General features: G+C 73.4%; 13 protein-coding genes. 3 read left to right on the forward strand and 10 right to left on the reverse strand.

Annotation, left to right across the window (positions count from 1 at the left end):
- The first annotated feature begins 273 nt into the window (after positions 1–273).
- The gene (locus ACIQ9P_RS00005) at positions 274–711 is read left to right on the forward strand and encodes a hypothetical protein (RefSeq protein ID WP_402347114.1); all 438 of its coding nucleotides are present in this window, start codon (positions 274–276) and stop codon (positions 709–711) included.
- Between the two features lie 313 nt (positions 712–1,024).
- Here ACIQ9P_RS00005 and ACIQ9P_RS00010 read toward each other — a convergent pair whose 3' ends face one another.
- Together ACIQ9P_RS00010 and ACIQ9P_RS00015 are read right to left on the reverse strand one after the other, a co-directional pair.
- Positions 1,025–1,987: an electron transfer flavoprotein subunit alpha/FixB family protein gene (locus ACIQ9P_RS00010; protein WP_402347116.1), complete on the reverse strand. Its 963-nt coding sequence runs from the start codon at positions 1,985–1,987 to the stop codon at positions 1,025–1,027.
- 57 nt (positions 1,988–2,044) lie between these two features.
- Positions 2,045–2,830 (reverse strand): electron transfer flavoprotein subunit beta/FixA family protein, encoded by a 786-nt coding sequence (locus ACIQ9P_RS00015; RefSeq protein ID WP_402347119.1) that lies wholly within the window; start codon positions 2,828–2,830, stop codon positions 2,045–2,047.
- Positions 2,831–3,175: 345 nt separating this feature from the next.
- On the opposite strand from ACIQ9P_RS00015, the gene ACIQ9P_RS00020 reads away from it, so the two are divergent.
- The gene (locus tag ACIQ9P_RS00020) at positions 3,176–4,558 is read left to right on the forward strand and encodes a hypothetical protein (protein WP_402347121.1); all 1,383 of its coding nucleotides are present in this window, start codon (positions 3,176–3,178) and stop codon (positions 4,556–4,558) included.
- Here the strand turns inward: ACIQ9P_RS00020 and ACIQ9P_RS00025 are convergent.
- The 4 genes from ACIQ9P_RS00025 to ACIQ9P_RS00040 all read right to left on the reverse strand — a co-directional run bounded on the left by ACIQ9P_RS00025 (position 4,453) and on the right by ACIQ9P_RS00040 (position 10,421).
- Positions 4,453–6,459 carry a tetratricopeptide repeat protein gene (locus tag ACIQ9P_RS00025; protein WP_402347123.1) on the reverse strand — a complete coding sequence of 669 codons (2,007 nt, stop codon included), beginning with the start codon at positions 6,457–6,459 and terminating at the stop codon, positions 4,453–4,455. The genes ACIQ9P_RS00020 and ACIQ9P_RS00025 overlap by 106 nt on opposite strands.
- Before the next feature lie 386 nt (positions 6,460–6,845).
- On the reverse strand, positions 6,846–7,649 hold the full coding sequence (locus tag ACIQ9P_RS00030; RefSeq protein ID WP_402347126.1) for a family 1 encapsulin nanocompartment shell protein: 804 nt from the start codon (positions 7,647–7,649) through the stop codon (positions 6,846–6,848).
- Positions 7,646–8,791, reverse strand: coding sequence for a Dyp-type peroxidase (locus tag ACIQ9P_RS00035; protein WP_402347129.1), 1,146 nt, complete (start codon positions 8,789–8,791; stop codon positions 7,646–7,648). Before ACIQ9P_RS00035 ends, ACIQ9P_RS00030 begins: the two co-directional genes overlap by 4 nt.
- 160 nt (positions 8,792–8,951) lie before the next feature.
- Entirely contained in the window at positions 8,952–10,421 is a 1,470-nt protein-coding gene (locus ACIQ9P_RS00040; protein ID WP_402347132.1) for an MFS transporter, read from the reverse strand.
- Between the two features lie 112 nt (positions 10,422–10,533).
- On the opposite strand from ACIQ9P_RS00040, the gene ACIQ9P_RS00045 reads away from it, so the two are divergent.
- On the forward strand, positions 10,534–10,953 hold the full coding sequence (locus ACIQ9P_RS00045; protein ID WP_402347135.1) for a winged helix-turn-helix transcriptional regulator: 420 nt from the start codon (positions 10,534–10,536) through the stop codon (positions 10,951–10,953).
- 77 nt (positions 10,954–11,030) lie between these two features.
- Here the strand turns inward: ACIQ9P_RS00045 and ACIQ9P_RS00050 are convergent, their stop codons facing one another.
- From ACIQ9P_RS00050 to ACIQ9P_RS00065, 4 genes are all read right to left on the reverse strand, one after another.
- Positions 11,031–11,669 carry an FMN reductase gene (locus ACIQ9P_RS00050; RefSeq protein WP_402347137.1) on the reverse strand — a complete coding sequence of 213 codons (639 nt, stop codon included), beginning with the start codon at positions 11,667–11,669 and terminating at the stop codon, positions 11,031–11,033.
- Complete coding sequence (locus ACIQ9P_RS00055; protein WP_402349755.1) at positions 11,666–12,802, reverse strand: LLM class flavin-dependent oxidoreductase; 1,137 nt, start codon at positions 12,800–12,802, stop codon at positions 11,666–11,668. The genes ACIQ9P_RS00050 and ACIQ9P_RS00055 overlap by 4 nt, the downstream gene beginning before the upstream one ends.
- A 42-nt stretch (positions 12,803–12,844) precedes the next feature.
- A complete protein-coding gene (locus tag ACIQ9P_RS00060) occupies positions 12,845–14,074 on the reverse strand; it encodes an MFS transporter (protein ID WP_402347140.1) in 1,230 nt (409 codons plus the stop codon).
- A gap of 171 nt (positions 14,075–14,245) precedes the next feature.
- The gene (locus ACIQ9P_RS00065) at positions 14,246–14,842 is read right to left on the reverse strand and encodes a TetR/AcrR family transcriptional regulator (protein ID WP_402347143.1); all 597 of its coding nucleotides are present in this window, start codon (positions 14,840–14,842) and stop codon (positions 14,246–14,248) included.
- Positions 14,843–14,878: the final 36 nt, after the last annotated feature.

Consider the following 14,878-nt stretch of genomic DNA (forward strand, 5'->3'; position numbering starts at 1 on the left):
CCGCCGCGAACGGAGCGATCTTCGCCTCGGCCAGCGAACGCACCGCCTCACGGAGCATCACATGCTCCTCGGAGATCCGGAAAAGATCGAAGTCCTGGCTCATGAGCGGCACTCCTGTTTCACGATGTTCGCGACGGTACTCAGTACCCTTCATTATGCACGCGCGCAAGGAAAAGGGAACTCAGTGCCTTCACAGAGCGGCACTGAGTTCCCTATCCTCTTTCTGGCGGTAGCCGTAGCACCGGACCCGTACAACCGCAGGGAGATGACACCGTGGTCCACCCAGCCATCGAGGCCGACACCGAGAACGCCCCGCTGTACTTCCAGCGCTGCGACTGGTGCCACAACCCGACCTTCCAGCGCCTGCTCTGCCCCACCTGCGGCTCCACCGAGCTGCGACTGGAACGCAGCGAGGGCACCGGGGTGGTGCGGCGGTGCGCCGTCGAGCAGGCCCGTACGCCGCTGGCGCGGCAGAAGTCCCTGATCCGGATGGCCGAGGGCTTCGACGTCTGGTGCATCGTCACCGGCCTGCGGTCCACCGTGCCGGTGGGCACCCGGGTCCGGCTCAGCGGGGCGGCCGAGGGTGTGGAGCAGCCGGAACTGACGGTGCTGTCGCCGGAGGAGCCGGAGCGGGTGCCGGTCCTCGAACCGCGGCCGCTGCCGCCGAACCAGGGCGGGTTCACCCAGCACCTGGCGGCGTTCGCGGAGTGACGGCCGGCCGCGGCTCCCCCCGGGGCCGCGGCTCTTCGGCGCGGGGCGGCCGGGAGCGGACCGGGCGGAGTGAACGACGGAAGGGGGGGGGGGGGGGGGCCCCCCCCCGCGGGGGGGGGGCCCCCCCCCCCGCGCCCCCGCGGCCGCGGGGGGGGGGGGGGGGCCCCGGGGGGGGGGGCCCCCCCCCGGGGGGGGGGGGGGGGGGGGGGGGGGGGGGGGGGGTTGCCCCGGGGGGGGGGGGGCCCCCCGCCCCCCGGGGGCCGGGGGGCCCCCCCGCCCTTCTCGCGTCACGTCGGCCTCGGTGGCCGTCCGGTCAGCCCTTGCGGGCCTTCACCTCACCGGTGAGCTGCGGCAGGACCGCGAACAGGTCGCCGACCACGCCGTAGTCGGCGAGCTCGAAGATCGGGGCCTCGGGGTCCTTGTTGACGGCCACGATGGTCTTCGAGGTCTGCATGCCGGCCCGGTGCTGGATCGCACCGGAGATGCCGTTGGCGATGTAGAGCTGCGGGGAGACCTGCTTGCCGGTCTGGCCGACCTGGCTGCTGTGCGGGTACCAGCCGGCGTCGACGGCGGCGCGCGAGGCACCGACGGCCGCGCCCAGCGCGTCCGCGAGCTCCTCGACCACGCCGAAGCCCTCGGCGGCACCGACACCGCGGCCGCCGGAGACCACGATCGCGGCCTCGGTCAGCTCCGGACGGCCCGAGGACACCCGCGGGGTGCGCGAGACGATCTTGGCGGCGTTGCCGGTGAACGCGACGGTGACGTCCTCCACCGCGCCCGCGGCCGGGACCGCCTCCGGCGCGACGGCGTTCGGCTTCACCGCGATGACCGGCACGCCGTTGCTGACGCGGGAGTCGACGGTGTACGAGGCCGCGAAGACGGACTGGGTGGCGATCGGGCCGTTGTCGCCGGCGCGCAGGTCGACGGCGTCGGTGATGACGCCGGAGCCCAGGCGCAGGGCGACGCGGGCGGCGACCTCCTTGCCCTCGCCGGAGGAGGTGACCAGCACCGCGCCCGCGTCGGCGGCCTCGGCGATCTGGGCCAGCGCGTCCACCTTCGGGACCACCAGCTGGTCGGCGAACTCCGCGCCGTCGGCGACGTACACCTTGACGGCGCCGTACTCGGCCGCCTTCGCGGCCAGCTCGGCCGCCTTGTCGCCGGCGCCGAGGACGACCGCCGACGGCTCGCCGATACGGCGGGCCAGGGTCAGCAGCTCCAGGGCCGGCTTGCGGACCACGCCGTCGGCGTGGTCGACCAGGACGAGGATCTCAGCCATAACTCGATGTCTCCGTGTTGTGGGGTGGGACGGTGGGGGCGGGGCGGGGCGGCGGGACTAGATGAACTTCTGGTCGGCGAGGAAGCCCGCGAGCGCCTTGCCGCCCTCGCCCTCGTCCTTGACGACCGTGCCCGCGGTCCGCGCCGGACGCGCCGTCACCGACTCCACCGCCGTCCACGAACCCGCCAGACCGACCTCACCGGCCTCCACACCCAGGTCGTCCAGGTCCAGGGACTCCACCGGCTTCTTCTTCGCCGCCATGATCCCCTTGAACGACGGGTAACGCGCCTCGCCCGACTGGTCCGTCACCGACACCACCGCCGGCAGCGCCGCCTCCACCAGCTCCGTCGCCGAATCGCCGTCCCGACGACCGCGCACCACGCCGCCCCCGACCGACACCTCCGACAACAGCGTCAGCTGCGGCACACCCAGCCGCTCCGCCAGCAGCGCCGGCAGCACACCCATCGTGCCGTCCGTCGACGCCATACCACCGATCACCAGATCGAAACCGGTCCGCTCCAGCGCCTTCGCCAGCACCGCCGACGTCCCGATCACGTCCGAACCGTGGATGTCCTCGTCGTTCACGTGCACAGCCCGGTCCGCACCCATCGACAACGCCTTGCGCAGCGCGTCCTTCGCATCGTCCGGACCCACCGTCAGCACGGTCACCTCGGCACCCTCGTTCGCCTCCGCGATCCGCAGCGCCTGCTCCACCCCGTACTCGTCCAGCTCCGACAACAGACCGTCCACACCCTCCCGGTCGGTGGTGTGGTCGTCCGCGAAACGACGGTCACCCGTCGCATCCGGCACGTACTTCACACAGACAACGATCCTCAAGCTCATGAGCGGTTCTCCTGGTACGGGTGCACTGGTCGGATGCACTGGTCCACGGCCTCGCAGCCCGCCGAGGGTACTGAGTGCCAACCCCGGCCCACCCGCGCCCCACGGGCGGCATCGCACCACCCGGACCGGTCGGCCCTGTCGGCTCTCTTCAACAGCGTCAGAGGCTCTCCGAAGAGGATACGGCACTCAGTACCCCTCGTAAAGGAACTCAGTACCCTTGGGGCTTCCCGGACGCCCCACCCGGCTCGGCGCCCGCTCCGGGATCCGCCAGAATGCCCCGAGCACGCCGCTTTCGCGGCCACCGGTGCCGGGCCCGGGTCCCGCACCCGGAAGAGGGGAGACGGCATGATCTCGGTGCGCGGGGACGCCGACGCGGTCCGCGGCGGCCCGTCGCCGACGGGGCCGGCCGGCCTCAAGGAGGTACTGGTGGTCGTGCACTCGGTCGTATACGGGCAGCGGCTGCGCGACGCCCACGCACTTCTCGATACCGATCCGAGGGTGCGCGTCCGGTTCACCGTGGCGCCGCACACCTTCAACCGGGGCGCGGCGGAACACGTCCGGCGGCTCGGCGGTACGCCACTGCCGTGGGCAGAGGCCCTGCGCGGGACGTTCGACCTGGTCCTGGCCGCCGGTTCGCAGAGCATGGAGCAACTGCACGGCCCGACGGTGCGGCTGCCGCACGGAGCCGGGCACATCAAGCTGTCGACGACCGGTGTCGGGGCCGGCCGGACCGTCTCCGGGCTCGGGCCCGAATACGTCGTCTGGCAGGGGCGGCTGGTGCCCGTCGCCTACGCGCTGGCACACGAGGACGACCGGACCGAGCTCGGCCGGGGGTGCCCGGAGGCACTGCCGATCGCCTCGGTCGTGGGTGACGCGTGCTACGACCGGATCGCCACCGCGCTCCCCCACCGGGAGCGGTACCGGGCCGCACTGGGCCTGCGGCCGGACGAGCGGCTGGTACTGGTCTGCTCCACCTGGGGCAGCGGTGCGCTGTTCACCCGGTTCGACACCGTTCTGCCCCGACTGGCCGCCGAACTGCCCCGGCGTGACCACCGCGTCGTCCTGCTCGTCCATCCCAATGTGTCCGCCGCCCCCGGTGCCAGGGCGCTCGGCCCATGGGTGCGGAACGCGACCGGCGGAGCCGTCACCCTGCTCGGGCCGCAGGAGGACTGGCGCCCGCTGCTGGTCGCCGCCGACGCCGTCATCGGCGACCACGGCTCGGTCACCCTCTACGGCACCATGACCCGGGCCCCGATCCTGCTGGCCGAGTACCCGCACCACGCGGTCAACCCGCGCTCCCCCGGCGCCTCGCTCGCCCGAACCGCTCCCGCGCTCGACCCCGTCCGGCCCCTGACCGTCCAACTCGACGCCGCCGCCCGGCAGTACCGCCGCGCGGACCACGCGGCAATCGCCGCCCGGATCAGCTCCGAACCGGGCCGGTTCGACCAGCGGATGCGACGGCTCCTGTACCGCGTCCTCGGGCTTGGTGAGCCGGCTCCGCAGGCCGAGCCGCGCGCCCTGCCGCTGCCCGCACCGCTGCGACCCGCCGGCGGCGCGGGCGCCCGCGCCGCCGGCGGCCGGACGGCGCCAATGGCCTCCCGGCAGGGCCGGGAGGCCGGCGGTCACTCCCCCGGACAGCCGTCGGCAGGGGGCCGCGGTGGGATGAGGGTGTCCAGGACCTCGGCGGCGGGGGAACGGTCGGTGTCGCGGGCGGCGAGGGAGGCGTAGAGGACGCCGGACTCCCGGTACCGGTCCGCCGCCTCGGCGAGGTCGCCGCGGTCACGGGCGAGGTCACCGAGAAGGTGCAGCACACGGGCCTGCCAGTGCCGGGCCCCACTGGCCCGGAACCCGGCGAGCGAGTCGGCGTAACAGCGGCCGGCCGCCGCGCGGTCGCCGAGCGCGGCATGGGCCTGGCCCAGAAAGGTAAGCGCGCGGGCCGCCTCGTACGCGGCGGGAACGGCGACGAGCTCCTGGTGCGCGTCGGCAATGACCGGGACGGCCTCGGCCGGCCGGCCGTCCCGGAGCAGCAGGCCGCCGAGGGCGAGCCGGGCCAGTGCCTTGCCCCTCAGGTAACCGAGGGCCTCGCGGATCTCGGCACTGGTCCGCAGGCAGTCCGCCGCCTCGGCGAGCCGCCCGTCCGACCAGTGGATCTGGCTGAGACCGTAGAGGGCGTCCGCCTCGGCGAGCCGGTCCCCGGACGCGCGTGCCAGGTGGAGCGCCTCGGTGTACCACTCGGCGGCCTCCTCCTCCAGACCCGCGTTGCGCAGGCCAGCGCCGCCGGACGTCAGCATCCGCAGTTCGCCGTCACGGTGGCCGACCGACCGGGCAGCAGTCCGGCCGATCCTGTGCATCTCGGTCCACAGCAGGGACGGGCGCGACCGCAGGAACAACGGCCACATGGCGTCGACGAGTTGCCAGGCCGTGGCCGCCCGTCCAGTGGCGGCGGCCCACCGAACGGCATCAGCGAGCCTACCGGTCTCCGCCTCGAACCAGCGGAGCGCCGTCGACTCGTCCACGAACTCCCGGGCCGGGCACCCCGCTCCGGTGCTGAAGTCCCGGCGCAGGGTGCGGTGGCTGGGGCTCAGCACGGCCTCGGCGGCGGTCGCCGTGGCGAGGTACTGGTCGAGGACCCGGTCGACAGCGGCCCATCCCTCCCGCCGGTCACGGATGGCGTCGGCGCGGGCCCGGGCGTGCAGCTTCACCAGACTGTCGAGGCGGAAACCACCCTCCGTCTCCTCCAGCAGGTGGATGTCGAGCAGTTCGTCGAGGTGCCGGTCCGTCTCGGCCCGTTCCAGGCCACCGACCGCGCGGACGACGTCCGGAGTGAGGACGGCGAACGGCAGCAACCCGAGCAGTGGATACAGGCGGGCGGCGCCGGCTTCCAGCATCGCCACGGACGCGTCCAGGACATGCTGCACGCCCTCGCCCCCGGGATCGAGTGCGGCGAGCCGCCGGGACTCGTCGCCGAGCGCCTCGGCGGTGACGGAGAGCGGCTGCGCGGGCCGGCTCCCGATCCGCACGGCGGCGAGACAGACGGCGAGCGCCAGGCGGCCGCAGCGCTCCACCACCAGGTTGGCGGCGACGGGTTCGCCGGCGACCCGATCGGGGCCGACCCGCTGGGCCAGCAGGCGGACCGCGCTGTCACCGGGAAGCAGACCGACCGGGCGGAACACGGCGCCGTCCATGGCGAGCCGGGCCATCCGGCGGCGACTGGTCACCACGACCACAGCGTGCTCGGAGCCCGGCAGCAGCGGGCGGACCTGATCGGCGGCGCAGGCATCGTCGAGCAGTACGGCGAACCGGCGCCCTGCGGCGACCGAGCGCCAGAGCGCGGCCCTCGCAGCGGAGCTGCGCGGTGCCGGTGCGATGCCGAAGGCGTGCAGAAAGCCTTCGAGCACCTCGGCGGGATCCGCGGGACCGTCGGGGGCGTGGGCCCGCAGGTCGGCGTAGAGCTGGCCGTCCGGGAACCGGTCGGAGCGGCTGCGCAGCCATTGGACGGCGAGGGCGCTCTTGCCCGCTCCGGCGGGCCCGGTGACCGCCACCGTCACATCCGCGGTGCCCGTCATGTCGCCCAACAGGCCGTCCAGGGCGACGAGATCGTCTTCCCGGCCGACAAGTCGCCATGACATCGGGGGGAGCTGGCGGGGCACCGGAAGGACCGGCGGAGCGTGGAGGCCGGCCTGGTTGTAGACGGTCAGGTCACGGATCTGCCCGGCCTGGACCACCGCGCCCGGGACATGCCCTCCCGCGACCGAGTTGCGCACCGTGAGGCGTGGATCCGGGGCTCCGGACCGATCCGGCTCCACTGGCCCTCCCTACCGCAGGACTACGGACGGACGAAGAACCGAGGCGGCGGGGAGCGATCGCGTCAGTCGACCAATTATCAATGATTCCGGTCGGGATGAGGCACGATCTGCCTACTTCCCTCGACCGCCCACACCCACGGACACACGGAGGGCCGGTGCGAGTCGCACCGGCCCTCCGTGTGTCCGGGTGGGTGTGGGCGGTCGAGGGATCAGGGGGCGGTGGTGAGGGGGACCGCGGCTTCGGGGGTGAGGAGGCGGGCGGTGAGGGATTCCTGGAGGTAGAGGGCGATGGTGTCGGCGGTGTGGGAGAGGTAGCCGACCGAGACGTCCTGGCCCAGGACGAGGGTGAAGTCGCCGCCGCGGGTGGAGAGGAGGAGGGCGCCCTCCAGGGCGGGGGCCCAGATCAGTTCGCCGTCGAGGAGGCGGGCGATGTGGCTGGCGACGGGGTAGCCGTGGTCGGAGGTCTCGTTGACGGCGGTGAAGGCGTCGGCGCCGAGGAGGAGGGCGTAGGGGCCGCCGACTCCGGCGAGGCGGAGGGTGGTGAGGGCGCGGCTGACGGCTTCCGGGTATTCGCGGACGTCGGCGGGGAGGGGGACGGCGGGGTTGGTGGCGGCGGCGCGGATGCCCTCGATGCCGGCGGCCGGGTAGCCGTCGAAGAGGGCGCGGTCCTCGGTGAGGGCGAGGGTGCGGGCGGCGTCCTTGACCGGCTGCCAGTCGGAGTCCCGGGAGCCGCGTTCGACGTCGTCGACGGCGGAGCGGTCGACGGAGAACGGGACCCGGAGCTCGATCAGCGGGCGGACCTCGCGGGCGTGGGCCTGGACGGCCGGGGTGGGCGGTTCGATGGCGGTGAGGTGGCCGGTGCCGACCGCGGCGAGGGCGGGGCCGTCGGGGCCGGCCAGGTCGACGACCCGGCGGCCGGCGAGGTGGAGCTTGAAGGTCTGCCGGGCCTCCTCCTCGATCTCCTCCCAGGCCGCGGCGGAGACGGGGGCGAGCTCGCGGTGCAGGTTGTTCATGGCGCGGGGGTGCCTTTCAGGCTGCCGATGGCGAGGGAGCCGTCGGTGGGGAGAACGGCGGTGGGGAGAGCAGTGGAGGGGAGAGCAGTGGCGGGAAGAGCAGTGGTCGGAGAAGGTGCCGGGACGACGGCGGGCGCGGGGGTGGCCGGGGCGGGTGGCGGGTCGGCGAGGAAGTCGGCGGTGGGGACGTGGAACAGCGTGCCGGTGACCGCGGTGGAGAAGTCGAGCAGGCGGTCGTGGGCGGCCGGGCCCCGGCCGGCGAACATGTTGCGGATCATCTCCTCGGGCACCCCCGGGTCACGTGCGTAGCCGATGAAGTAGGTGCCGGCCTCGCCGCGCCCGGCCGGGCCCCCGTCGAGGCGGCCGAAGGGCATGTTGAACCGCAGGATCTGCCGTTCCTCACCGTCCGGGCCGGTGACGGAGGTGAGCGCGACGTGGGAGTCGGCCGGCTTGGCGGCGTCGTCGAACTCGATGTCGTCGGCCTTGCTGCGGCCGACCGCGCGTTCCTGCTGGTCGACGGTCTGGTGCTCCCAGGAGGCCAGGTCGTGCAGGTACTTCTGCACGATGACGTAGCTGCCGCCGGCGAACTCCTGGTCCTCGTCGCCGATCAGCACGGCGTCGGCGGCCTCCCGGCCCTCCGGGTTCTCGGTGCCGTCGACGAAGCCCAGCAGGTCGCGGGCGTCGTAGTAGGAGAAGCCGTTGGTCGCGTCGACGACGGTGGCGGCGCCGGCGAGCCGCCGGGTGATCCGGCCGGCGAGTTCCCAGCAGACGTCCATCCGGGCGGCCCGGATGTGGAGGAGCAGGTCGCCGGGGGTGGCCGGGGCGCGGTGGCGGGGGCCGGCCACCTCGGGGAACGGGTGCAGGGCGGCCGGGCGGGGGCCGTCGAAGAGCCGGTCCCAGGCGTCGGAGCCGATGCCCGTGACACAGGTGAGGCCGACGTCGGGGGCGCGGAAGGCGATGGCGTGGCGGAGGCCCGCGAGGTCGGGCAGCAGCGCGCGGACGGCGTCCTCACCGCCGGGGTCGACGGTGAGGACCAGGAAGATCGCGGCGGCGGTGAGCGGGGTGAGGACCGGCTGCGGGGCCGGCGGGTCGGCGGGCCGCGGTGGCGACTGCGGCTGTGCCTGGGGGGACTGCGGGGGCATGGGCGGACTCCGGTCTCCGGGGCCTGATCATCCGTACGATTACACCCCGGAGCGGACATTTCGGCGCGGGCGGCGGTCCGGTCGGCGGTACGCCCCCGCCCCTCCCCGGATGGGAGGAGCGAGGGGCGGGGGAAGGGAGCGGCCGGAGGGCGGACAGGGGTCAGCGGTGGGTCCGGCGCAGGCCGAGGGCGGTGACCAGGGCGCCGAGGGCGACCGCCGCGACCGGCACGGCCAGCGCCGCCCGCAGGCCGCCCGGCCCGCCCACGGTCAGGCTGACGGTGGTGACCGCCGAGAGGCCGAGCGCCGCGCCGAACTGGAAGGCGGTGTTGAGGAGACCGCCGGCCAGCCCCTGTTCCTCCTCGGCGACGCCGTCGGTGGCGGCGATGGTCAGCGGCCCGTACGCGAGGGCGAAGGCCAGCCCGGTGAGGATCATGGTCGGGAACATCATCGGATACGTCCAGTCGGGCCCGACCGGCAGGAACAGCGCGTAGGAGACCACGGCCAGGCAGAAGCCGCCGAGGATCACCCGGACGTTGCCGAACCGCTCCACCAGCCGGGGGGTGAGGGTCGGCGCGAGCACCGCGTCCACCCCGACCGCGAGCAGGGCGAGGCCGGTCTGCAGCGGGGACCAGCCGCGCAGGTCCTGGAGGTAGAGGGTGACGACGAACTGGAAGCCGAAGAACGAGGCCGCGAACAGCAGCGCGCCGACGTTCGCCCGCAGCAGCGGGCCGGAGCGCAGCAGGCCGAGGCGGACCAGCGGGGTGGCCGAGCGCCGTTCGATCGCGACGAAGGCGGCCAGCAGGGCCGCGCCGGCGGCGAACAGGGCGACGGTCGGGACGGCGCCGGCACCGGGTTCGCCGAGCCGGACCACGGCCTGGACCAGCAGCAGCATGGCGCCGGTGACGGTGACGGCGCCGGCCAGGTCGAAGCGCTCACCGGGGCGGCGGGCCGGTGCCCGGTCGCGCGGGAGCAGCGGCACGGCGGCGAGCAGCAGGCCGCCCGCGAGCAGCACCGGGGCGAAGAAGACCCAGCGCCAGCCGACGGCGGTGAGCAGTCCGCCGGCCACCAGGCCGAGCGAGAAGCCGGCCGCGGCGGTGCCCGCGTAGACCAGCAGCGCGCGGTTGCGGCGGGGGCCCTCGGCGAAGGCGGTGGTGATGATCGCCAGCCCGGCGGGGGTCATGAAGGCCGCCGAGAGGCCGGTGACGAAGCGGGCCAGGATCAGCACCCAGGGAGCTCCGGCCAGGCCGCCGAGGCCGGAGCAGAGGACGAACACGGTGAGCCAGAGGAGGAACATCCGGCGCCGTCCCAACAGGTCGGCGGTGCGGCCGCCGAGCAGCATGAAGCCGCCGTAGCCGAGCACGTAGGCGCTCAGGACCCAGCTCAGCGAACCGGTGTCCATGCCGAGGTCCGCGCGGATCGCCGGGAGCGCCACGTTGAGCATGGCGACGTCGATGCCCTCCAGGAAGATCGCGCCGCAGAGGACGAGCAGGACGGCCGTCTCCCGGCCGGTGAAACGCGAGGACGGGTCGGCCGGTGGGGAACCGGGCGTGGAGTCGGCCGCGGAGATGCGCGGGACGGGCGGGCCGGCCGCCGGGCGGCCGGTTTCGGGCATGGCGGAGGACGTCGACACGGTGGTCTCCTGGAAGAGCGCGGGGAGGCGGGGAGGCCGGACGGGGCGGTTCCCGTTCGTCCGGTCGGTTCCCTCTTGTAACCACCGCCATCCTGAGGCAGCATCAGGGAGCATGGAAGAAGGCACTTTGAAGTCACCAACGCACTGCGCGGTTACCGGGGACGACTACGACGTGCTCCAGTGGGACACCCGGGAGGACTGCGAGGTGCGGCAGATCCTCGACCGGATCGCCGACAAGTGGTCGCTACTGGTGATCGCGCTGCTGGACCGCGGCTCGCTGCGCTTCACCGAGCTGCGGCGGGAGATCGACGGGGTCAGCCAGCGGATGCTGACCGTCACCCTGCGGCAGCTGGAACGGGACGGCCTGGTCGAGCGGACCGTGCACGCCGTGGTGCCGCCCCGGGTCGACTACGCGCTGACCCCGCTCGGGCGGACGCTGCACGAGACGGTCCGCTCCCTGGTCGCCTGGACCGAGACGCATCAGCGCGAGATCGCGACGGCCCGGGAGGCGTACGACGCGCGCGTGGGCTGAGCACGCGCGAAGGGGCGGGCCCGAGGAATCCGGACCCGCCCCTTGTCGCCGCGCGCGCTCCGTCACGCGGTGCCTGCTCAGACCCGCAGCGCCGCCAGTTGCTGCGCGAACGGCACCACGGCCTCCTCCTGCGCCGCCCCGCCCCCGCCCGGCCCGCTCGGGGCCCGGCCCGCGAGCAGTCCGGCGAGTTCTCCGGCCGCGCGGTCGATCCGGCCCGGGAGTCCGTCGGTGAGGCGGTCCCCGGTGGTGCCCCAGTCGTCGGTGGCGGCGTAGACCGAGGTCGGCACGACCACCGAGCGCAGATAGGAGAACAGCGGGCGGACGGCGTGCTCCAGTGCGAGCGAGTGCCGGGCGGTGCCGCCGGTGGCGGCGATCAGCACCGGCTTGCCGGTGAGGGTGTCGGGGTCGAGCACGTCGAAGAACGACTTGAACAGCCCGCTGTAGGAGGCGGCGAAGATCGGCGTCACCGCGATCAGCGCGTCCGCCCCGCCGACCGCCCCGATCGCCTCGCGCAGCGCGGGGCCGGGGAAGCCGGTGACGAAGTTGTGCGCGATGTCGGTGGCGAGATCGCGCAGTTCGACCACCTGGACGTCCACCTCCCGCCCCTCGGCGGCGAGTCGGCGGACCGTCGCCTCGGCGAGCCGGTCGGCGAGCAGCCGGGTCGAGGACGGCTTGCTCAGTCCGGCACTGATCACCACCAGTCGGTACGCGGTCACTTGGTCACCTCCATGGTCTGCTCGGCCTGCCCCGCGTTGTCGGCGCCCTGCTCCTGACGGGCGCGCTCGGCCGCGAGCCGGGAGGCGTGGGTCGGCGCGTCCGGGACGCCGGCCGGGCGGCCCTTGGCGAACTCCTCGCGCAGCACCGGCACGACCTCCTCGCCGAGCAGGTCCAACTGCTCCAGCACGGTCTTCAGCGGCAGACCGGCGTGGTCCATCAGGAACAGCTGGCGCTGGTAGTCGCCGAAGGTGTCGCGGAAGGCCAGGGTCTTCTCGATCACCTCCTGCGGGCTGCCGACGGTGAGCGGCGTCTCCGCGGCGAACTCCTCCAGCGACGGGCCGTGCCCGTACACCGGCGCGTTGTCGAAGTAGGGGCGGAACTCCCGCACCGCGTCCTGCGAGTTCCTGCGCATGAACACCTGGCCGCCGAGGCCGACGATCGCCTGCTCGGGGGTGCCGTGCCCGTAGTGGGCGTAGCGCTCCCGGTAGAGGTTGACCAGCTTCTGGAAGTGCTCCTTGGGCCAGAAGATGTTGTTCGCGAAGAAGCCGTCACCGTAGTAGGCGGCCTGCTCGGCGATCTCCGGGCTGCGGATCGAGCCGTGCCAGACGAACGGCGGGACGCCGTCGAGCGGGCGCGGGGTCGCGGTGAAGGACTGCAGCGGGGTGCGGAAGCGGCCGGACCAGTCGACCACGTCCTCGCGCCACAGCTGGTGCAGCAGCGCGTAGTTCTCGATCGCGAGCGGGATGCCCTGGCGGATGTCCTTGCCGAACCACGGGTAGACCGGGCCGGTGTTGCCCCGGCCCATCATGAGGTCCACCCGACCGTCGGAGAGGTGCTGGAGCACCGCGTAGTCCTCGGCGATCTTCACCGGGTCGTTGGTGGTGATCAGCGTGGTCGAGGTGGAGAGGATGATGCGCTCGGTCTGCGCGGCTATGTAGCCGAGCAGCGTGGTCGGGGAGGACGGCACGAACGGCGGGTTGTGGTGCTCGCCGGTCGCGAAGACGTCCAGGCCGACCTCCTCCGCCTTGCGCGCGATGGCCACGGTCGCCTTGATCCGCTCGTGCTCGGTCGGGGTGCGGCCGGTGGTCGGGTCGGGGGTGACATCGCCGACGGTGAAGATTCCGAACTGCATGGTGCTCACCACACTCCTGGCTGATCCCGCCGGGAAGCCGGCTCAGGATCCGATCGTCAAAGTTTCAACCACCTTAGCATCCGCCCCTCGGCGGATATTCCCCCCGGCGACCGGCCTCTGTTCCGGGACCGCACCACGACGACCGCGCAGCGCGTCCGGGAGCAGGGTCAGCAGCCCCGCGACGGCCAGCACGGCCCCGAGCCACAGCACGGCGCGCAGACCCAGGGCGTCGATGGCGAGGCCGCCGAGCAGCGAGCCGAGGATGACGCCCAGCGTGATGAAGGAGTTGTGGACGGTGTTCACCAGCGGGCGGGAACCGCCGATCCGCTGCACCCGCGAGACCATCGCGGGGTTCATGGTGACCCCGACCAGGCCCACGCCCAGCAGCAGACCGACGGCGGGCACCCGGGACTGCGCGAGCAGCGCCAGACCGGCCAGGAACACGGCGTTCAGCGCCAGGCCGGTCGCCAGTACCGGCAGCGCGTACCGGTCGGCGAGCCGGCCGACCACGGTGTTGCCGACCACGGTCGCCGCGCCGTAGGCCACGAGCAGCAGCGGCACGGAGCCGGCCGAGAAGCCGGTGAGCCCGGTCAGGATCGGGTTGACGTAGCTGAACAGCGAGAAGGTCGCGCCGATGACCAGGGTGCTGGTGACGAAGGCCAGCCACAGCCGCCGGTCGCGCAGCGCGCCCAGCTCGACCCGGAGCGAGCCGGTGCCCTCCGCGTGGTCGGCGTCCGGGACGCCGGCCAGGGTGCAGAGCGCCACCGCCGCGGTGAGGACGGCCACCGCCCAGAACGCCGCGCGCCAGCCGAGGTGCTCGCCGATCACGGTGGCGAGCGGCAGACCGAGCAGAGTACCGAGCATGAGGCCGTTCATCAGGACGGCGATCGCCCGGCCGCGGATCTCCGGGCGGGTCAGCTGGGAGCAGAGCGAGATCGAGATGCCGAAGAACGCCTGGGCGGCGACACCGGAGACCACCCGGGCCACCAGCATCACCGCATAGCCGGAGGCCGTCGCGGCGAGCAGGTTGCCGACCAGGAAGATCCCGAACAGCACCATCAGCGCAGCCTTCTGACGGACCCGGAGCAGGGCGACGGCGAGGAACGGGCCACCGAAGGACATCGCCACCGAGAAGGCGGTGATCAGATAGCCGATCTGCGGGACGGTCGCGTCGAGGCCCTCCGCCAGTTGGGGCATCAGCCCGGCGACGGCGAACTCGCTGGTCACCATCGCGAAGACGCCGAGGGCGAGGACGTACACGGCACGTGGCATGGGAAGGCTCCCCCGTTGGTTTTGGATTGATCAGTACAGAATGAGGATGGGCGCGGGCACGCCGGGAGCGCCCCGGCCGGATGCGGCGGATCGGAAAGTCAGAGAGTCAAAAGGTCGGAGGATCAGAGGGTCAGCGGGTCAAGAAATCGGGGTCTCGGGCACTCGGGGGCCTCAGGGCGCGAGGGCATCCAGGGCCGCGGCACCCACCGCCTCGACGGCGGCCCGGTCGGCCCCGCCCTTGGCGGCGACCCGCATGCCGCCGATCACCGCGACGACGAACCGGGCCAGCTCCTCGGGCGTCCGCCGGGCCGCGATCCCGCCCGCCAGCTGCCCGGCGGCGATCGCGGCCCGCAGCGCGGTGAGCCGCACCTCCTGGTCGCGGGCCAGCAGCGCGTCGGTCTCCGGATCGCGCCCGGCCAGCTCCACCACGGTGTTCACGGTCAGGCAGCCGATGCTGCGACCCTCCGGGCGCTGCTCGAACTCCCCCTCCACGATGCGCGCGAGCAGGACCCGGATCCGCTCCAGCGGGGGCAGCTCCGGATCCTCCAGCAGTTCGATCTGCGGGACGGTCATCAGCTCGATGTAGCGGGCCAGCGACCGCTTGAACAGGTCGTGCTTGCTGCTGAACGTGTTGTAGATACTGCTCCGCCCGAGGCCGGTCGCCTCGCAGAGGTCCTGGGTGGAGGTGGCCTCGTAGCCGTTCGCCCAGAACGCGCGCATCGCCGCGTCGAGCGCTCGGCCCTCGTCGAAGGTGCGCGGTCTCGCCATGGCAGCACGGTAGCCTTTTTGGACCGATCGGTGCAA

This window comes from Kitasatospora sp. NPDC094019 (assembly GCF_044764505.1).
In the GTDB taxonomy this organism is placed as follows: domain Bacteria; phylum Actinomycetota; class Actinomycetes; order Streptomycetales; family Streptomycetaceae; genus Kitasatospora.